This window comes from Lacticaseibacillus huelsenbergensis (genome assembly GCF_029726355.1).
Lineage (GTDB): Bacteria > Bacillota > Bacilli > Lactobacillales > Lactobacillaceae > Lacticaseibacillus > Lacticaseibacillus casei.
Genome location: NZ_CP120687.1, coordinates 1813268 through 1831914 on the forward strand (window position 1 = coordinate 1813268; position 18647 = coordinate 1831914).

Below are 18647 nucleotides of genomic sequence, written 5' to 3' on the forward strand. Positions count from 1 at the left end.
TTAACAATTTCGCTAAAGGCGATGATGGGATGAAAAGCACGACGAAATGGGTAACACGGTGGCCCGAACGAATTAGTTACGGCTTAAGTGACGCCGCCGATAATTTAGTCTTTCAAATGATGACGACCTATTTGCTATTCTTTTACACGGATGTTTATGGACTGACACCAAGCGCGGTGGCCATTTTATTTGTCGTGGCGCGGGTAGCTGACGTTGTTGAAAGTTTTGTCATCGGGATCATGATTGATCACACACATTCACGGTTTGGCAAGAGCCGACCGTTCTTCCTCTGGTATTCGTTACCTTACGTTATTTTTGCGGTTCTCACCTTTGTGACGCCTAACTTTTCGTATAATGGTAAATTAATCTGGGCATATGTGACGTATTTAGGCCTTGGATTTCTGTATACGGCTGTTAATCTGCCAATCACGTCAATCTTACCAACGATGTCGCAGAATACTCGTGAGTTGACGTTGTTGGGTGTCATTCGTCAATTCTTTGGCAGTTCGGTTCAAATTGTGGTGGCGGTATTCACATTACCCTTGGTTGCGTTCTTCGGCCACGGTAATCAGCAAAAAGGGTTCTTGGGCACAATCTTCGTGTTTAGCCTGATTTCATTTCTTTTGATTATCAACACGTTTGTCCATGTTCGCGAACGGTTCGCGAATCCTGAAATTGCCCATCAACCGTTAACAACTGTCCTAAAAATGTTGAAACATAATCAGCCATGGATCGTTATGTCAATCGTGATTCTCATGTACTGGCTGGTGACGGCAATTAAGAATCAGACAACCATTTACTATTTTAAATATACGGTGGGAAACGAAAACCTGGTACCACTAGCTAACAGTTTTACCCTGGCAGCGTTAATCGGGGTATTGCTGATCATTCGAATTACCGAGGTTCGCAGTAAGAAGCAAACGATGCTTCGCGGTATTTTAATGGCGCTGGTTGGTCAAGCCGTGATTGCGGTTGGGGTTTATACCAAAATACTGTGGTTCTTGTTTGGCGGTGTCTTGATTAACTCGATTGGCAATGGGATCATTATCGGCCTCGTCTCAATCATGATTGCTGACACAATCCGTTATGGTGCCAGCATGGGGATCCAAGCCGAGGGAATTCTGGCTTCAACGGATGACTTTGGCGTTAACGTCGGCCTTGGTGTTGGCGGCTTGATTACAGCTGGTTTGTTTCACTTTTCGGGTTACGTTGCCAATCGAACCCAGAATGCCGCAACTCTCACCATGATTAATTTGAATTATGTTTGGATTCCGTTGGTTATTTATGTGGGGATGTATTTTGTATTGCGGCTTTATGATGAGGGGCGGATTGAACGAGCAATAGAAGCAAGAAAATAAGTCCGAATTATATTCTAAATAATAGTTTTTGATTTGCTAACTAACACCGGTGCGGTGTGATATTATTACCTTTTTGCGCCAACGGTTATTGCAATTGGCCAAATAATCTTGCAACCTCACTTTTGAAATGCAATAGATTGTGAGTCGTTCCAGTTAGCACTATACTGAAACTGAGTCTAAATCTAAAAGGAGTGCTTTGCATGGCTGAAAAGTATACAGCAGAAATCGTGCCATTGAACGCTGAGAAGATTGGCACCGCGCCGCACGGTGCCGCGACGTTCACGATTGATGGTGCGCAAATGAAGATTCATATCGATATGTTTGATACACCTGCTAATGTGCAGCATTGGGAACATTTCCACGGATTCCCGGATGGTAAGCCAGCAGAAATCGCCACAGCGGCACAAGATGCTAATGGTGACGGTTTCGTTGATCTGCCAGAAACAGAACCGGTTTCCGGTACAACGATGGTGCCATTTGACGCTGAACCGGCCAAGATGCATGTGCCAAATGACAGTTACCCAGTGGCTGATGCAGAAGGTCACTATGCTTATGACAAACTCGTTGATCTGAAGGAATTGCAGACAGCGTTTAAAGCCGCTTTTGGCAGTGACGATTTGCAGCTTGATAAAAGGGTCATTTATATTCATGGTGTGCCGGATACCTTGAAGCTACCGGCTACTGTTCAAGGAACTGTCATGAACTACGATGCCCACGTTACTTTACCAATTGCAGTTGGGAAAATCATCAAAGCTTAAACTAATTAGTTAAATAAATAACCTATAAGTAGTCTTGAAACTTACTGGCAATACGCCGGCTGTTTCAAGGCTACTTTTGGGTTTGAAGACCTTATTTACCTATAAGTAGAGCTTTTTACATTATATGTAAAGATTAATACCTATAATGTCAATAAGTATGCACCGTTAAAAAATATTGTTAAATAACGAACATTACCATTCCTTTGCGCGGGGTCAACTTGTTAAGCTGGTGTTGGAAGAAGAGAGACGCCGGAAACAATGGAAGGAGGCGCACAGATGCCTAAGAAGTTGATCCATATCGTCATGTTGGCGATGTTGATGCTGACCCAGGTCGGCAGCGCCGTTGTCCCTGTAGCCGACAACGGTGAGACAAACATCACCGAACATGACCGTGCGGCGCCAAAATCCGATCCATCCTCACACCAGAACGATGCGAGCGGACAAGCGGCAATTAGCCAAGACACAATTGAGTCTGACAAGAAACAGATAAGTGCAGCAATGAGCAGTTCTGAGAACCTGTCTAGTATCTTTTAAGAACTATCTTCGGGAAGGCCAATACAATCATTTGAAGACTGCTGTTAAGGGCGCGTTCACAGTTTTTCCAAAGTCGCCGACATTTGTCTAGCCAACTCCATGAACGTTCAATGATCCATCGTTGCGGTAACACCGTGAACGTATGCAACTCGTTGCGTTTAGCTACCGTCGTCTTAGCATTCAAAATGAGCATCACTTGATCCGTAAAGTCATTGCCAGTGTAGCCACCATCAACCATGACAGGCTGAACCAGCTCTAAATTTTGGCTAGCCAAACTAAACATAGCCAATGCACCTGAACGATCTGATACATTAGCTCGTGTCACGAGAATGGCTTGTGGTAAACGATTAATATCAACCGCCATATGACGCTTAATCCCTGAAATCTTTTTGCCGCCATCGTAGCCACTATTTTTCGTTAAATCAGTGGTTTTAACACTTTGAGCATCAACAATCACAAACGACGTTCGGGCCGATCGGCCCTGTGCAAAACGATAGGAAGCGACAGTTTTTTTAAAAGCCTTTCTAATAGCGAATCAGCTGTCGGGTCTGGTTTATCTCGCCACATATCGTAATAGCGGTAGACGGTATGCCATTCCGGGAAATCGTGCGGTAATTCACGCCATTGACACCCTGTAGTAAGCGAGTAAAGGATGGCATTGAATACGTCATAAAGATCATAACGACGCGGTCTTGTATGCTTACGGAAGTTTTCTAAATCAGGTTGTATTAACGCAAATTGCGCTCGAGAAATATTGCTTGGATAATCTGGCATGACAAACTCCTCAGTCGGTTTTCCACAATTCTACCAGATTCAGCAGATACTAGACAGGTTCTAATAACTTGGCCTTGAGGTCGAGACCGAGCCGACTACTTTTTTCAAGGCCGATCTGCTCATCAAGCAAAAAGATGCGTTCATTGGTACGAACATCTTCATAGTACCGACGGCGAAAAGATACAGTGCCAATGCTGGTATCGACATGGCGTTCACGCATATCTTTGATTTTAAAAAACTGCTTCCGGTAGGAAGAATCCGCCAAAACCTGATCTTGTTGTTCCAGCATGACACCAAGTAATTGACAAAGAGTCTTTCCAAAACTTTTTTGAGTTTCGATGACTAGATTGGCAAAGTCTAACTTTCCTGTCAGTAAATCAAAGGCAGAGTTTCCAAATGATGTCATCATTTCTGTGATGATTTGTTGTAAGATAGAGTTCAAGAGTGATTCCTCCTAATTGCTAGCTGGTTGATTTGTCATTAACATTCTAGCATGAGTAGGGATCGCTCCCTTTTTGTTTCTGATAATTTACCCACTTAAACTTTACGCTAAGCCTTAAATTTCATCTGTTGTCCTGTATTATATAATGAGTCTGTAATTTTGGGAGAATTTAAAATTTACTTTGTAAAAACAGACTAGTCTTTTCTTTCGTTAAGCTCAATTATAATTCTAGACTTTTAAAGGTAATCAATTTGGTACTTGTTAGTTAATTGGGCCAAAAAAGGTCCTAGTTTATCATTGTTCGGTTGCAAATTATCTAATAATCTTAAATACTGATGTAACTCTTCATCGGTACATTTTTTTTGAAATATCCCCAAATATGTTGATACGTTGTTGTTAATGTTTGTTTTGTTGGCGAAACCGATTCAAGTGAGTCAATGATGTTCCCTAGTTCTTGTGTCTTTTGTGGCGTCCATTGATTATTCTTCGCCAGTAAACGAATGTAATCATATTGTTGCTGTGATTTAGACATTACCCAATATTTGTTGACTGCCCAAACTTTTTGCCAATTCATATTTTATCTCCATTTTATGTCATTATACGTAAAGCATCAGAGCGTTCTACTGAAGTAGATTGAAAAGCTTACGCTAAACTCGTGAATGGACCTTCATGAGTTTTGTGTCTAGTTTGCTTGGTTAAGAGACTTCAACTTCAGATTGAAAGAGCACCTTTCAAGAAACTTTAATTGTTTATGGTGGCTACCGTGCTCACATTAACAAGTAAAGCCATCCAAAAACACCCAAAATTAATAAACCAATCAGATTTAACACAGTGAACACTTTAAGGAAATGCCACAATGACTGTTCTTCGCTAAACAGCAATAATTGTTTTACTGCAAGCAAATTTGCAAGGGAGGCCACAATTGATCCCAATCCACCTATGTTAACACCTAGGAATAAGGCTGGTAAGTACTTTGTAAAATTGGCCAGTAAGATAGCGGCTGGAACGTTACTAATCGCTTGGCTAGTCATTAGGCTAGCAATATAAACGCTCTGCGGTGTTTGCATTAGCTGATTTAACCAGAGAGTAATATAGGAGTTGTGACTAATAGCACTAACAAAAAGGAAAAAGCAGACGAATGTTAAGAGCAAAGCGTAATCAACATGTTGAAAGACGTGCCAATCAATTCTCAAACCAACAATAATAGTAACAATAATAACTAATGAAATTGGTATCAAGTTAAAAATTACGAGCATAATAAACCCAATCAGGGAAGTTGCAATACCAATTTGACTAACATGAATGGTAGTTGATTTTGCGGGAACCATCGTTAAGGACTTTCGTGGTACCCACAAGCTTAACGCTACCAGAAGAATCAGACTGGCAATCATCAGAGGAGCCGATAATTTGAAAAAGGTTAATATATCAATGTGATAAGATGTCACAAGGAACAAATTTTGAGGATTCCCAATAGGTGTAAATGAACTTCCAAGATTTGCCGCCATCACGATTAGAGTCAATGGGTAAGCAATTGCTCCCTTCTGATGACGATTTAATGTCATAAAAGTGGGAACTAAAGTTAGAATAGCAATGTCATTGGTCAAAATCATTGATCCACCGAATGCCAGTAAAATAAAAAATTGCGTCATCTGTCGAGTATGTTGTGATTTGACTAAAAGCCAGTCACTTAATGCATCTAAAATATGCATGGTTCGTAATAACTGAACTCCAATCATAAGTGATAAGAGCGTTCCAATCGTGTTCCAGTTAATATCGGTAAATTGTGGCGTCCCAATCAAAAAACTCAGTCCTGCGCAAACTAAAGCAGTAATAAAAATTTTGTCGCTGATGGTACGGCGAAAAACGGTACCCATTAGGCGCTCTCCTTTTTCCTCATCTTGTAGTATCAGTTTGTGTAAAATATTTTGGATTGAAGTCAATATTTGAGACAGATTTTAAGAGACATTCAGAACCGCGTTTACCTTCCACAGCTCAAATAAATCATTAATCGCGATTAATAACTTATTTGAACCCTGGAAAGCATTAAATCAGGCGGCCATTTGGCTCGTAAGTGTTGCAATTTCAACTTGTAAGGGGGTCTGGTAGCCCAGTGAACTATGAATTCTCTTCCTATTGTAGAAAGCATGCACATATTCAAAAAGGACGGCAGCGGCAGTTTCATAATCTTCAAAGACCGGCACTGGATAAACACATTCCTTTTTGAGGGAAGCGTGAAAGGATTCCATTGGCGCATTATCATACGGACAACCCTTACGGCTGTATGAGTGGCGGATATGTAGTTCAGTTAAACGTTGATTGTAATCATCGCTGGTATACTGTGATCCTAAATCCGTATGGATAATCAGGTCCCCAGTAATGGTTCGATTTTTAACCGCGCTTTCAAGGGTCTTTAAGACTAAATCAGTATCCATCTTTTTTGAGAACGAATAGCCGATAATCCGTCGTGAGTGCAGGTCCATGATGGTTGATAAGTAACACCAGCCATTACGCTTCGTTTGAATATAGGTCATATCAGCGGTCCATTTTTGATTTAAACCAGTGGTCGAGAAATCCTGCTTAAGCAAGTTGGGACGCTGTTCAACCTTGGTTTTGGAAGCCGAAGCCGCTTTCCACTTATTGACGGTAACGGAGTGGATATCCAGTTCCTTCATGAGCCGGGAAATCCGTCGTGGACTGCACCGAAGCTGCAGTGGTTGAAGTTCCAGATTCAATTCATGGTGGATCTTCATAACACCGTATCGCTGCTTAAATTCCGCAAAGATCCGCAGAATCCGTTGTTACAAGTCCGCATCTTCGGCCCGGCGTTTTGAAGGTTTGGGGGATCGATAACGATAATACTGAGCTCTGGAAACACCGAGGATTCGGCACATCTTGGTTACCTGGTGGTGATGGCTTTCTTGGTGAATGTAATCAAAGATATTGGTTACTTCTGCGCAAGGAAGCCCAGGGCTTTTTTTAGGATTTCGTTCTCCTCAGACAGCGAAGCCAGTCGCTTTTCCATCGCTTTGATTTCGTCTGGCGATTTACCGGATTGAGTTTTGGCCTGGCCCTGGATCCACTTATGAACTGTTGAATAGCCAATGCCATATTCTCTGGCCAGTTGGGCAGCTGATTCGCCTTGCTTATATAGGTTGATAATGTTTTGTTTGAATTCTTTGTCGTAACGAGTTGGCATGTAAAAATTCCTTCCTTTTGAGAGACGATTTATTCATTATACCCTCTCTTAAAAGTTGTCTCAGGAATCAGCTTACATCCATTTTGAGTCTAGCTATTAGGGTGTTACACTTGAATTGTAAACTGGGTAGGAAAATAACTAAACTCTTTGATCACGGGAATTCCATAAAAAAACACCTTCGGTCGTACTACAACCAGAAGAGGGAAATCATGAGAAAAGTGATTCAAAATACAGTATTTATAGAAATGATGATACAATGCTAACTTGGCGAGTGAAGCGATTACGAGCTTTAGGAACAAATATAGTTTTGTCGGTATTTGGCGAGCAAGATAATTCTGCATTAGTTGCTGCCGAATTGCTAATCAGGCAACAAGAATCTAGGTTGACAGTAAATCAACCTCATTCAGAAATAATGACCATAAATCAACTAGCAGGATATGACAATACTGAGATTTCGTGTGGTACGTATGCACTTATAAAAAATGCTGTCCTAGCAAGCCAAAAGCACTTTGGATTCAATGCCTTGATTGGACCACTTGTCAAACTTTGGAAGATAGGTTTCAACGGTGCCAATGTTCCATCCGATCACGACATTAAGTCTCGGCTACTTTTAAGCAATCCCGATAACATTATTATGGATGATGCGTTGCACACCGTAAAACTAGTCAAAACTGGTATGGAGCTCGATCTTGGAGGAATTGCAAAGGGATTCATTGCTGATCAAATTCGGTCTATTTGGTTTGCCTATGGGATTAGGGCTGGAATAATTAATCTCGGTGGTAATTTACTATTTGTTGGAGAATCTCCACGACGATCTGATGGCCGATGGATAGTTGGTATTCAGGATCCCAATAAAGGAAGAAATATTGGCATTGGAACGGTCATTAAACCTGCATGTGCAGCTGTTACAAGTGGTATCTACGAACGATTTTTAATAAAAGGGGGTAAAAGATATCATCATTTGTTGGATCCTCAAACTGGATATCCTTTACAAACCCAATTGGCTGCTGTTACGGTATTTGCTCGTGATTCTCTGCAGGGTGAATTAGAAGCCAAGCGATTATTTTTTGCTGGTAAGCCTATTCCAGGATGGGAGAAAGATCCTAATAATTTAGGCGCTGTTTTTATCTATCAAAATGGCAATACACAAACGGTCAAGGCCTCAATTCATTAAATCTCCTTAACTATAAGTTATCAGGTTCACTGCCGTTCTCTAAGAGTGACGAGATTGCTACTCTGCAAGCTAAAAAGGAATATAATTATCCTGGGTAAGGTAAAGTTACCCTTTCGAGTGATTTTCCTAGAAAGGAAGGTGTTCAAATGTTGCACTATGTTGGTATTGCTGGAACAAATATACAGCGGTCAACTAATCTCAAGTTACTTCAATATATGAAGAAACATTATTCTGAGGAGGCAGTTATTGAGATTGTTGACATTAGTAATTTACCAGTTTTCTATAAGGCTTCCCAGGATCATATACCGGAAGCCGTCAACGTTATATCTGGAAAGATTCGGAAGGCTGATGGTGTCATTATTGCCACACCTGAGTATGATCATGCCATACCTGCTGTGCTGAGTTCTGCACTTGCTTGGTTCTCTTATCGTATACACCCATTTGCTGGCAAACCTGTGATGATTGTTGGTGCATCTTATGGTTCATTAGGCACTTCACGCGCTCAGGCTCAATTACGGCAGATTCTAGATTCTCCTGAATTGAAGGCTAGTATTATGCCAAGCTCTGAATTCTTAGTAGGGCACTCACTAGAGGCATTTGATGACTCCGGTAATTTAAAGAACTTACGATTAGGTGTCCAGCTTAACGGTTTATTCTCAGACTTTTCCGTCTTTGTTAAGTTGACCAAACAAATGATTCATTCACAAAAACAAGCTAAAGAACAAACTAAAAACGTCAATTGGCAGGATAACTAGGAGGACAATTATGAAAATTGTTGCAATTGCAGGAAGTATTGCAGATATATCATACAATCGGCAATTATTAACTTTTATCGCTAGCCACTATGCTTCACAGATTGACATTGAACTACTGGAAATTAAGAATATACCGATGTTTAATGAAGATAAGGATCAAACTCAAAGTGCAGCTGTCCAATATCTAGTACATAAGATCGAATCAGCTGATGGTGTTATTCTAGCAACTCCCGAGCACAATCATACAACAAGTCCTGCTATGAAAAACGTCATTGAATGGTTGTCTTACAAAGTACATCCGTTAAATCAGAAACCAGTCTTAATAGTTGGTGCTTCTTGGCATACACAGGGTTCCTCAAGAGCTCAACTTGCACTTCGTCAAATTATGGAATCACCCGGCGTTGGGGCTTTGGTTATGCCTAGCGATGAGTTTTTATTAGCTGATGCCAAGAAAGCCTTCGATGAGTTAGGGAACTTGAAGGACTCAAAGACAATTGCTTTTCTCGACACTGTAATTAACAAGTTTATACGTTGGATTAATGTACTAGACGCACTACAGGAAAAGAAAAAGCAAGAACCTTGGCGTCAAGAGGATCTTGCAGGAAAACATCCTGTCGAAACTTCTATTGATATTGATATATCCGATGATTGGGTGGAAAAGGCAGCTAAACTAGTTAAGGCAACGAGTGGGAATCATTATGTCCAACTGAATCGTGGCGTATTAACAGTTGATCAATTAAATTGGTTCCTTAACACGATGCCTGTAGAGTTAACTTTTATGGATGATAATGATCAATTTATTTATTACAATCATTTTCTCGATCATGACGCTATGCTCGCACCAAGGGATCCAAAACAGGTTGGCAACACTGCCGATTTAGTTCACCCCAAACGAGCCGTTGAGCACGTTCAACAAGTTATTTGGGCTTTACGTCAGGGGCAAAAAGAGCTTATCGCGATGCCAGTACCTGGAAATAAAATAAACCAAAAGTACATTATGCATTTTTACAAAGCTATGCACGATGCAGACGGACGTTATCGTGGTGTTAACGAATGGGTCCTGGACATTTGGCCAATTGTCTCTGATTATCTAAGGCGTACTGGACAAAAGCTTATCAAGGATCCCGATAGTAAACCTGATGCAACTACAAGTGCCTCACAAAGTGAACCTCAAAGGGTCTTATCTTCTCGAGTAGAAGGGAAAGACGTACAAACAATTAATGACATGAAAACTTCAACAGCTGATGCGATCACAGGTGCTTCCGAGACGACTAAATAAGCAGTACTGACTTAACTGATAAGAACATCAATCGAATAAAGTTTGGCGCTACGTCAACTGGTATTGAAGAATAAATGGCTCTGCGTCAACTGATGTTGAAGAATATATTTATCATTTGAGGCGGTTCTCCATTTGGGGAGCCGTCTTTGTCATGTTATGCCGTGATTTGGTAGATTCGTTTCCTCAATTTTCAAGTCAAGTGCAACGATGATAACGAATTCTTGATAGTGGTCTAGGCTGTTACGCCATGCATCGGTAGTAATCGCATGGGCGAAGATAGTTCAGAATACGTCTGGGACGATGGTTCAGTGCGGATTGGACTGCTTGAATTTCAACCAGGGTAATTGCTCTGAGAGACTTCCCTTTCGGGAAGAATTCCCTAAGCAGTCCATTGGCGTTCTCGTTTGTGCCACGCTCCCAAGGCGAGTACGGATGTGCGAAGTAAATCTGGGTTCCAACAATCTCTGATAACTTGGCAAACTCGGAACCATTGTCAAAAGTGATACTCTCAAATTCCTTGGCCCCGTAGTCGTCGATCGTGTCCTGCAAGGCTTTAAGGCAGGTGCCCGCATGATAGTCAGGAATCTTGACGATGATCTCAGTCCGGCTGTACCGTTCTGTGAGCGTCATTAATGCTGGCTCATCAGCTAAGCGAATACCTTTGACCAAGTCGCCTTCCCAATGTCCCACGCCTGTGCGGTCATTCACGGCCGCAGGACGCAACTCGATTGAGTCGCCGTATATCTTCTTATTCTTGTGCTTGTGGGCGTTCTTATAGCCTTTGATGCGGCGTCGGAGCTTCTTGGGAAGTGTCATGTTGTCTAGCTCAAGCAGCCCGGCGTCGATGTAGCGATAGACAGTTGTCGTTGAAGGGCAAGCCTTGCCCTGGTCGCGATAGAAGTGTACGAAGCTATCAACGCTGTGTACGCGCGGCTTACGAGTAAGCTCCCTGGCGAGAGCCTTGAAGAACGCACGGCCGGTCTTAAGAAAGGCGTAGTGACCGGTTCTATCGCGTTTACGGTCGTGCATGGCTTGGGCAGTTTCCGCAAGATAGACTTGATGCGAGTGACGCTTCGAGTCGAGCTGAGTTACAGATCCACGCGTGATTTCTCGTGAGATTGTCGCTTTACTGCGATGAAGCTTCTGTGCAATCACGGTCGCGGTGTCACCAGCAGCCTGAAGGGCCTGAATTGTAGCACGGTCGCTAAAACTGAGTTGTTGGTAATGCTTGTGGGTGTTAGTCTGAGAGTGGGTCATGAAGATTCCTGCTTTCTTGTTTAGCTAGCACTAACAAGAATAGGTCTTCATGGCCTTTATGGTCTAGTCGTCAGGGTGTTGCACTTGAATTGTAAACTGGGGAGATTAAACGCTGATAAAAGATCTGATAATGCGTGAATTTAAGTGACAACCATACGCATTCGGCAGAACCGGACAATTTTTGTCCGACCATTGACATTCTTGCCAATTGCCAGTGCAAAGGCAGCAAGAAAACGTGTGCATAGCTACATCTGGTATGGTGTTGGTGCAAGTAGCCAGTTGGGATTAGAAGCACTTGACCGTTATATGCCTCGTATCAAAGCGCAGACACCAAAGGGAAGCATCGTTGCTTTGGACTACGAAGATGGTGCTTCTGGCAATATGGCAGCTAATACGGATGCCATTTTAGCTGGCATGCGGCGCATTCGTTCAGAAGGCTACACGCCCATGTATTACAGTTACAAGCCATATACATTGGCACACGTCGATTATCAGCGTATTCTGAAAGAATTTCCTAACAGCCTTTGGATAGCTGCTTACCGTGATTATCTGCCAACTACCAAACCAGACTACGGTTATTTTCCAAGTATGGATGGGGTAGCTATTTGGCAGTACACGAGTGCATTTGGGTTGTCACAAGGCCTCGATGGTAACATTGATCTGCTTGGTGTCACCGATAATGGATACTCGAAGCAGCCAGTAACACCTATCACCCCAGCACCAAGCAAACCAGCGCAATCAACCGCAGCCACTGATACCGATTATGCGCAAACTGGTGTTTTCAAGCCTTCCACGACTGTTAACATCCGCACTGGTGCCGGCACCGGCTATGCATCCGTTGGTAGCTATGCACCCGGTGAAAGTGTGATTTATGATCACGTGTATATCCGTGGCACATATGTTTGGGCGCGTTATCTCAGCTACTCAGGCAGGTATCATTATGTTGCCTTGGGCGTAAATGGTGGTGAGAGCTATGGTTCGCGCAGTTCAAATGCGCAAACCTATTCGCACACGTATTATACAGTCCGCTCTGGTGACAGCTTCTGGAGCATTGCTAACAAGTACGGCATTAGCATGTACACGTTAGCCGCCAACAATGGCAAGTCAATCTACAGCCTGATCTATCCGGGCGAGAGCCTGTACATCAGGTAACAAAAAAGTCCTCTGCTCGCTAACGCGGGTGGAGGGCTTATTTTTGTTGCTTTGAAGCACGGGCATAATGCTGTAAAATAAGATACGTAAGCAACTAAATATTTTAGTCAGCCTGTAATACCTTGTCGTTCTGCCTCCCTTGCTCAGGGAGGCTTATTTTTGTGCACAGAGTTGACAGAATCGACTCAAAAAGGCAAAAGGTTTACATATGCCGGATTAGGTAACTTACTATGAGCAAATTGTTTGCATACCCAGCATAGCCATGCGATACTGACGGTGAAGGAGCAAAACTCCAATAGCTAGGAGTAAAAAGCTCCTTAGGAGTTGGCAAGCTAAGCTGCTACCCACCCCAAGAATAATCGCGCATACGGACTGTATACTGTTAGGAACCTGCCCCCCTCGGCGGGTCTTCCAGATAAAAGCAATTCCTTGCCAACTCCGCCCCATCCTATATGGATGGGGTTTGCGTTTTGATTGCTTTTGTGCGCTAAATTATCAGCCACAGCAAGGCCGTTGAAACACGATTTAATAACTTGCTTCTGGATGCTTCTAGATTTGTCAGTCAAAGGGGACAAAAAGGGGACAAGGATACCTCAAATGTTGATACATAGCTATCAGTTATGCCCGGTGGAGGCATCCGTGTTAACTATCGAACGCTGACAAAATCGCATAAGGGGTCTTTGATATGCAACCTGTGCTACTAGCCACTGTCCATCACCCAAATGTCTCTTTGCCTCAGCTACAACAGGTTGTTGCGAGTGTCGGCAAAATATTTTCGGCCATCTACGTCACAATCAGTTCTGTCACTACTAACGAGATCGCGCGTTTACTAGACGAAGCACCGAAATTTCATTGCCGCATTATTGAGCCGCATGGTGCTGCCGATGCCCGCCGAAAAGTACTTGAGTTTGGTTTGCGGGATGTCCATGATGTGGCACCATTTTTTTACTGCGATTTTGACAAAGTCGTGGTAGCGGTAGAACGAGCGGAGCCTGCGCTAGAAGCATTTATGAAACGACTTCAGGCGGTTGACGGGTATCAGATTGTCGGTCGTGATTCAGTGGTGATGCGCAGTTATCCGGCAACTTGGCGCGAAACCGAGGCTATTACCAATAAAGCGGCTTCTGCGGTGTTGGGATTGCCTGATTTGGACATAACGGCTGGATGCTGTGCTTTTAGCCAAGAAGCGGCTAGGTATATTTTAGCTAACTCAAAAGGCTTACTGACAGATACGGAATGGCCGTTGATTTGCAAAGCAGCGAAATTAACAATCACGGCAATAAAAGTCAGCTTTTTACCTTATGATCAGGCGGTCAATGCTGGACGGAACGATGATAATTGGCGTGGCTATGCATCAAGGTTGAGGCTTGCTTATCAAGCACTGCAGTCATTGGAGCAAGGTGTGGATAGGCTTGACCAAACTGATACGCCCAAACAAGTTAAAGTTGGCTGGCCATATAATGGTCACTGAGATTTTGACAGTTTTCCATTTTTGATCGGCGAGCATAAAAAACATCCTTTGAGCGTAATGAAGCTCAAAGGATGTTTTTTTGTACCACCTATTTCTTTTCCGCCGCCACCAACGCCTGCGCTAGATCATCAATCAAATCCTGCTGATCTTCCAAGCCAATCGCGATGCGGACGTGCTGCGGGGTTAAACCGGAATCTGCGCGTTTTTCTTCCGGTAGTTTGAACCATGGCAGTTTGACTAAGCTGGAGACGGTGCCTAGTGAATCGGCGAAGTCAAAGACCTTGGTACTGTTGACGAATTTCAGCGGATCAATGTTGTCGGCGAGCTTAATGGACAACAGGCCGCTGGCGCCGGTGGTTTCCTGTTGGGCCAGCGCGTAGCCGGGGTCGCTTGGCAGTCCGGGATAGTAGACATGGGCAACATCGGGATGCTGGTTTAAAAATTCAGCTACTGCCTGGGCGTTGGCTGTTTCTCGATCGAGGCGAACGGCGAGGGTTGCGATGCCGCGTGACACCAGGCTACAGTCCAGTGGGCTTAAGATAGCGCCGATCGTGTTTTGCAAGAGGGCCAACTTTTCACTGAGGTCAGGGTGGGCGGAGACGACCAGTCCGGCAATTAGGTCGCCGTGGCCGCCAAGGTATTTGGTGGCGCTGTGTAGCACAATGTCAGCACCCAGGTCGAGCGGCCGTTGGTAATAAGGGGTCAGGAACGTATTGTCCACAATTGTGATGAGGCTGTGTGCTTTCGCAAGCGCGCTAATTGCCTTCACGCTGCTGACTTTTAGCAGCGGATTGGAAAAGGTTTCAAAGAAGATGGCCTTGGTTTCAGGACGGATCGCCGCTTCCACTGCGGCCAAGTCGCGCGTGTCGACCGCAGTAAAGGTCAGACCGTGCTGAGCAAAGTATTGGTTAATCAGCCGATCGGTCCCGCTGTAAAGCGAATCTCCGATGATGAAGTGACTGCCGTTGGGAAAGATGGCTAAGACAGTAGCAATGGCAGCAACCCCACTGGAAAAGGCAAAGCCGGCGTCGCCATTTTCCAATGTTGCAATCTGCCGTTCCAAATATTCGCGGGTCGGGTTGCCGCTGCGCGCGTAGTCCCAGTGGGTTTCCTGTCCATCAGGGGCAAACCGGAACATGGCGCTTTGATAAAGCGGCGGCACGATGGCACCAGCCTGATCAGTCTGTAGTTGCGGTCCATGAACTAATTTCGTATTGAATTGAGTCATAAAAACCCGACCTCCCTTTGATGAACATGTTGACTATGTATGGCCGCGAATTTCGAACATTCGCGGCTTGAAAGTTTAAAAGCAATCCTACAAGTTATTTTGTCGTCAAGTCGGCACCGAAGTATTTTTGCGACAACTTCTTCAGAGTGCCGTCTTTGCGAAGTTCTTTGATACCTTTAGAAAGAGCAGCTTGGAGCTTAGGTGATTTCTTGCTGACCATTCCAGCAATGTCGTCGGGCTTTGCTGCGCTGACTTTAAGCGTTTGACTTTTTAGGCCCGCGGTTGAGTTACTCTTGGCATAAGCATACCAAGCAGCGCTGGAGTTAATGGTGCCGTCAGCACGCTTTTCTTTGACGAGGTTTAATGAAACCGTGAAGTCACCTGATGGCGTGATGGTCGCGCCGTACTTTTTCGCTAAGGCGGCGTTTGGGGTGCCAGTACCTTCAACGAATTTCTTGCCTTTAATATCACTCAACTGCTTAATCGAAGTATCGTCGCTGCGTGTAATCAAGGCATAACGCGAGTACATATACGGTGTCGTGAAGGCATAAACTTTCTTACGTTGTGGCGTTTCGGCAATGTTGTTGAGCACCAGATCGAACTTTTGGCTGCCAAGACCGGCGATCAGGGAATCCCATTGAGTAGGGACGAACTTAGCCTTAACGCCGACTTTTTTGGCTAAAGCCTTGCCGAGCTCAACTTCGAACCCCTGCAGCTTACCGTCTTTGCGATAGGAAAACGGGGCATAGGTTCCTTCAAGACCGATCGTGAGTTCATTCTTATTAATCAGTTCGCTTTTGACGTCGCTGCTTTTAGACGTGCTGGACGATCCGCTGCTGCAGGCCGTCAGGGTGAAGGCAACGAGCGCCATGATTGGCAACATGAACCACAACTTTTTCTTCAACATCATATTTCTTCCTTCCATAGATGAGGTTGTGCATTCACCGGCTTCTGCGCCAGTGAACGCGCGATGGTAAACACCTTACAACTGAGTCGACTGCGTGTTTGCCGTATAGCGTGAGGTGACTTTTTCGAGGTAACGCTGACCCCAGGATAAAACGGTGCAGACAATCGCATAGAGCAAGGCTACCAGTGAGTACATCAACAATGGCTGGTAATTTTCCGCCGCGATCTGCTGACTGACCTGAAACATTTCGACGATGGTGATTGATGCCGCCAAAGAGGTATCCTTGACGAGGCTGATGAAACTATTTGACAGCGGCGGAACCGCGGTTCGCAGCGCCTGAGGGATGATGATTTCCCGTAAAACCAGGCGGCGCGGCAATCCCACAGCATACGCGGCTTCCCACTGACCGGAATCGATGGATAAAAGCGCCGCCCGAATCGTTTCGGCACAGTAAGCGCCAGTATTCAGCGAAAAGGTAATGATTCCCGCCACAACCGGATCGAGCTTAATGCCATGCGGGAAAATACCCGGAATGACTAGGCTCGGCAAGCCAAAGAAAACGATAAACAATTGAACCAACAAAGGGGTTGACCGGAAAAGCCAGACGTAAAACGATGCAACGCCCTTAGCGATGCTGATTAACACCCCTTTACGTGCCGAGATCCGTGTTAAGGCGGTGATTAAAGCGATGATGAGGCCAATGGCAAATGAAACAATTGCGATCGGAATGGTGTATTTAATTCCGGCGGCGACCATTTGCGGCACGGCGTCAGCGATGATTTTCCACATAATGTTCCTCCTCTTAAGATACATGCCGGTACTTTCCGCTAAATGTCAAGCAGACTGCATGCTCTCAAGCTACTTTTCTTAACGGCATGCTCTAGACGAACGGGCAAATAAAAAAGCATTTCCGCCTCTGTCCATTTTTCATAGACAAGGACGAAAATGTTCCGCGTTACCACCTTGATTAGCCGAACTGATCCGGCTCCCTTTAAGTACAACACACCACCTCATGTGCGAATACCCTGACTCAATAACGGGAGCACCCGTCAGCTGCTTGCGGTGAACGTTCACAACTGAATGCATGAAAAGACCATCTTCGCCAGAACCCAATCATTGTCTTCCACCAACTGACAACTCGCTGCGGATCTTCGCCTGGCTACTCATCTCTCTGCCGCTAAGATATTGACATTACATTAGGCTAAAAAACAGGTGTTGTCAATAGGGAACAACGCACAAACTAGACAATTAAGTAACGCTTTCGCTTCGTAATCGTCTGGTAAATAGCTTGCGGGAAAGGCCTTATGTTTCCTGCCAAAAGGAAGATGGATCAATTCACTCCCCCTACATAAAACAACGAACGTAATTGCAAATGCACAAATTACGTCCGTTGTTTGCTAAGTCAAGAGGAATCTTCCTAGATTATTTTTTTATGAACGTAAGGACGTTCTTCTTATCTGATTTCATGCTTCCAGCCAAGAACGCAATGATGACGGCAATCGCAGAAAGCACAAACTCAAAGACTGACCACTTAAAAACTAATGTTAAAACTAACAGCATGATGGCTGCAATTAACAAAACGCCATCCCTGGGGCCTAAATTAATATAAGGATACATCATCATGGAAAACCACTCCTTTCGCTGCCCAACTGAATTAGTCAACGTTAATTTAGTTATAATTTTTAGTTACAATTTCATCGGCTTACAAAAGTCTGGGTGAGCTCTTTTTCGGTCAAAGTTTTCGTGAATGCCTCCACACTCTCGTATCAACAATTACAACCTGAGTGTAGGCGTGTTAACATAATCAGTCAACATTTTTATATGAAGCCGTTTTTGAAATTCCATTTAGCAATTTAAAAAAGCGCTATTCCAGACTGGAACTTATTTTCAATATCTCTTGCTTTGTCCTCCGCGTCTAGAAGTACATTGCGTTGTTCTGAAGTGAGCTGATAGTCATGGTCACGCACCTCGTCTCTGATAAAATACCCTAGTGCGATTACTTGAGGGGGGAATGTTTGCACCTTGTATTCGCTTACTAGCTAATTTATCAACGGCTTGTTTTATTCTTGAGATAATTTCTTTGGATATCTCATCTGTTTGCTTCTCAAAAAGATGCTGTAGTTCCAACATTTCAGCAATAATGGCTTGCTTTTCATCCATTCTAAGTCGCCCCTTAGAAACTTACTGAATAGTGATAGTGAGAAGATCTAATCTGCGTGGAGCAAATTAGTTTTATAAAAGTCTTCATTCTAGCGAGATCGACATCACTTGGAGTCAAAATCGTACTTAGGCGAGGATTATATCGTGATCCGGGACAGGAACAAGAGGAGGTGGGAGGAAGCCACTGATATCGTTACTAAAC

General features: G+C 44.0%; 16 protein-coding genes, 4 pseudogenes and 1 other annotated feature. Of the genes and pseudogenes, 8 read left to right on the top strand and 12 right to left on the bottom strand.

Features of this window, described 5'->3' with window-relative positions:
- Positions 1-29 precede the first annotated feature (29 nt).
- The 3 genes and pseudogenes from LHUE1_RS08275 to LHUE1_RS08285 form a co-directional block, all read left to right on the top strand.
- A complete protein-coding gene (locus LHUE1_RS08275) occupies positions 30-1358 on the top strand; it encodes a glycoside-pentoside-hexuronide (GPH):cation symporter (protein WP_016388654.1) in 1329 nt (442 codons plus the stop codon).
- Between the two features lie 200 nt (positions 1359-1558).
- Positions 1559-2116, top strand: coding sequence for a hypothetical protein (locus LHUE1_RS08280; protein WP_003567312.1), 558 nt, complete (start codon positions 1559-1561; stop codon positions 2114-2116).
- Positions 2117-2392: 276 nt separating this feature from the next.
- Positions 2393-2632, top strand: a pseudogene (locus LHUE1_RS08285) (hypothetical protein); the annotation flags it as partial.
- Between the two features lie 4 nt (positions 2633-2636).
- Here LHUE1_RS08285 and LHUE1_RS08290 read toward each other — a convergent pair.
- The 6 genes and pseudogenes from LHUE1_RS08290 to LHUE1_RS08315 all read right to left on the bottom strand — a co-directional run bounded on the left by LHUE1_RS08290 (position 2637) and on the right by LHUE1_RS08315 (position 7062).
- A protein-coding gene (locus LHUE1_RS08290; protein WP_109990064.1) for an IS5 family transposase occupies positions 2637-3424 on the bottom strand; the annotation gives its coding sequence in 2 pieces (ribosomal slippage) (positions 2637-3157 and positions 3157-3424; 789 coding nt in all).
- 49 nt (positions 3425-3473) lie between these two features.
- On the bottom strand, positions 3474-3866 hold the full coding sequence (locus LHUE1_RS08295) for a UPF0236 family transposase-like protein (protein ID WP_003587174.1): 393 nt from the start codon (positions 3864-3866) through the stop codon (positions 3474-3476).
- A gap of 236 nt (positions 3867-4102) precedes the next feature.
- Positions 4103-4440: pseudogene (locus LHUE1_RS08300) on the bottom strand (DUF1722 domain-containing protein).
- 193 nt (positions 4441-4633) lie between these two features.
- Positions 4634-5740 (bottom strand): SLC13 family permease, encoded by a 1107-nt coding sequence (locus tag LHUE1_RS08305; RefSeq protein ID WP_049145074.1) that lies wholly within the window; start codon positions 5738-5740, stop codon positions 4634-4636.
- 174 nt (positions 5741-5914) lie between these two features.
- The gene (locus LHUE1_RS08310) at positions 5915-6658 is read right to left on the bottom strand and encodes an IS3 family transposase (RefSeq protein WP_112199634.1); all 744 of its coding nucleotides are present in this window, start codon (positions 6656-6658) and stop codon (positions 5915-5917) included.
- A 152-nt stretch (positions 6659-6810) separates the two neighbouring features.
- Positions 6811-7062: an IS3 family transposase gene (locus tag LHUE1_RS08315; protein ID WP_002816285.1), complete on the bottom strand. Its 252-nt coding sequence runs from the start codon at positions 7060-7062 to the stop codon at positions 6811-6813.
- Positions 7063-7318: 256 nt separating this feature from the next.
- Between LHUE1_RS08315 and LHUE1_RS08320 the strand changes: the two genes are divergently transcribed.
- The 3 genes from LHUE1_RS08320 (at position 7319) to LHUE1_RS08330 (ending at position 10270) form a co-directional block, all read left to right on the top strand.
- Complete coding sequence (locus LHUE1_RS08320; protein WP_003593245.1) at positions 7319-8236, top strand: FAD:protein FMN transferase; 918 nt, start codon at positions 7319-7321, stop codon at positions 8234-8236.
- 146 nt (positions 8237-8382) lie between these two features.
- On the top strand, positions 8383-8991 hold the full coding sequence (locus LHUE1_RS08325) for an NADPH-dependent FMN reductase (protein WP_003593246.1): 609 nt from the start codon (positions 8383-8385) through the stop codon (positions 8989-8991).
- 10 nt (positions 8992-9001) lie between these two features.
- Positions 9002-10270, top strand: coding sequence for an NADPH-dependent oxidoreductase (locus LHUE1_RS08330; RefSeq protein WP_003593248.1), 1269 nt, complete (start codon positions 9002-9004; stop codon positions 10268-10270).
- A gap of 240 nt (positions 10271-10510) precedes the next feature.
- Here LHUE1_RS08330 and LHUE1_RS08335 read toward each other — a convergent pair whose 3' ends face one another.
- Complete coding sequence (locus LHUE1_RS08335) at positions 10511-11527, bottom strand: IS30 family transposase (RefSeq protein WP_123155730.1); 1017 nt, start codon at positions 11525-11527, stop codon at positions 10511-10513.
- A gap of 207 nt (positions 11528-11734) precedes the next feature.
- On the opposite strand from LHUE1_RS08335, the pseudogene LHUE1_RS08340 reads away from it, so the two are divergent.
- Positions 11735-12679 (top strand): annotated as a pseudogene (locus LHUE1_RS08340) (GH25 family lysozyme); the annotation flags it as partial.
- Between the two features lie 685 nt (positions 12680-13364).
- Positions 13365-14150, top strand: a complete 786-nt coding sequence (locus LHUE1_RS08345; protein ID WP_049170845.1) for a hypothetical protein — start codon at positions 13365-13367, stop codon at positions 14148-14150.
- Between the two features lie 88 nt (positions 14151-14238).
- On the opposite strand, the gene LHUE1_RS08350 is transcribed toward LHUE1_RS08345, so the two are convergent.
- From LHUE1_RS08350 to LHUE1_RS08370, 5 genes and pseudogenes are all read right to left on the bottom strand, one after another.
- The gene (locus LHUE1_RS08350) at positions 14239-15378 is read right to left on the bottom strand and encodes a trans-sulfuration enzyme family protein (RefSeq protein ID WP_049170847.1); all 1140 of its coding nucleotides are present in this window, start codon (positions 15376-15378) and stop codon (positions 14239-14241) included.
- Between the two features lie 94 nt (positions 15379-15472).
- Positions 15473-16285, bottom strand: a complete 813-nt coding sequence (locus tag LHUE1_RS08355; protein WP_049170849.1) for a transporter substrate-binding domain-containing protein — start codon at positions 16283-16285, stop codon at positions 15473-15475.
- A 75-nt stretch (positions 16286-16360) separates the two neighbouring features.
- On the bottom strand, positions 16361-17074 hold the full coding sequence (locus LHUE1_RS08360) for an amino acid ABC transporter permease (RefSeq protein WP_049170852.1): 714 nt from the start codon (positions 17072-17074) through the stop codon (positions 16361-16363).
- A gap of 143 nt (positions 17075-17217) precedes the next feature.
- Positions 17218-17471: a binding site (T-box leader), on the bottom strand.
- 236 nt (positions 17472-17707) lie between these two features.
- On the bottom strand, positions 17708-17908 hold the full coding sequence (locus LHUE1_RS08365) for a hypothetical protein (protein ID WP_049170853.1): 201 nt from the start codon (positions 17906-17908) through the stop codon (positions 17708-17710).
- A gap of 230 nt (positions 17909-18138) precedes the next feature.
- Positions 18139-18445, bottom strand: a pseudogene (locus LHUE1_RS08370) (hypothetical protein).
- Positions 18446-18647: the final 202 nt, after the last annotated feature.

Bases quoted from the DNA above. Each gene is read 5' to 3' on its own strand.
- LHUE1_RS08275 (WP_016388654.1), top strand. From the start codon at position 30: ATGAAAAGCACGACGAAATGGGTAACACGGTGGCCCGAACGAATTAGT.
- LHUE1_RS08280 (WP_003567312.1), top strand. From the start codon at position 1,559: ATGGCTGAAAAGTATACAGCAGAAATCGTGCCATTGAACGCTGAGAAG.
- LHUE1_RS08305 (WP_049145074.1), bottom strand. From the start codon at position 5,740: ATGGGTACCGTTTTTCGCCGTACCATCAGCGACAAAATTTTTATTACT.
- LHUE1_RS08315 (WP_002816285.1), bottom strand. From the start codon at position 7,062: ATGCCAACTCGTTACGACAAAGAATTCAAACAAAACATTATCAACCTA.
- LHUE1_RS08320 (WP_003593245.1), top strand. From the start codon at position 7,319: ATGCTAACTTGGCGAGTGAAGCGATTACGAGCTTTAGGAACAAATATA.
- LHUE1_RS08325 (WP_003593246.1), top strand. From the start codon at position 8,383: ATGTTGCACTATGTTGGTATTGCTGGAACAAATATACAGCGGTCAACT.
- LHUE1_RS08330 (WP_003593248.1), top strand. From the start codon at position 9,002: ATGAAAATTGTTGCAATTGCAGGAAGTATTGCAGATATATCATACAAT.
- LHUE1_RS08335 (WP_123155730.1), bottom strand. From the start codon at position 11,527: ATGACCCACTCTCAGACTAACACCCACAAGCATTACCAACAACTCAGT.
- LHUE1_RS08345 (WP_049170845.1), top strand. From the start codon at position 13,365: ATGCAACCTGTGCTACTAGCCACTGTCCATCACCCAAATGTCTCTTTG.
- LHUE1_RS08350 (WP_049170847.1), bottom strand. From the start codon at position 15,378: ATGACTCAATTCAATACGAAATTAGTTCATGGACCGCAACTACAGACT.
- LHUE1_RS08355 (WP_049170849.1), bottom strand. From the start codon at position 16,285: ATGTTGAAGAAAAAGTTGTGGTTCATGTTGCCAATCATGGCGCTCGTT.
- LHUE1_RS08360 (WP_049170852.1), bottom strand. From the start codon at position 17,074: ATGTGGAAAATCATCGCTGACGCCGTGCCGCAAATGGTCGCCGCCGGA.
- LHUE1_RS08365 (WP_049170853.1), bottom strand. From the start codon at position 17,908: ATGATGATGTATCCTTATATTAATTTAGGCCCCAGGGATGGCGTTTTG.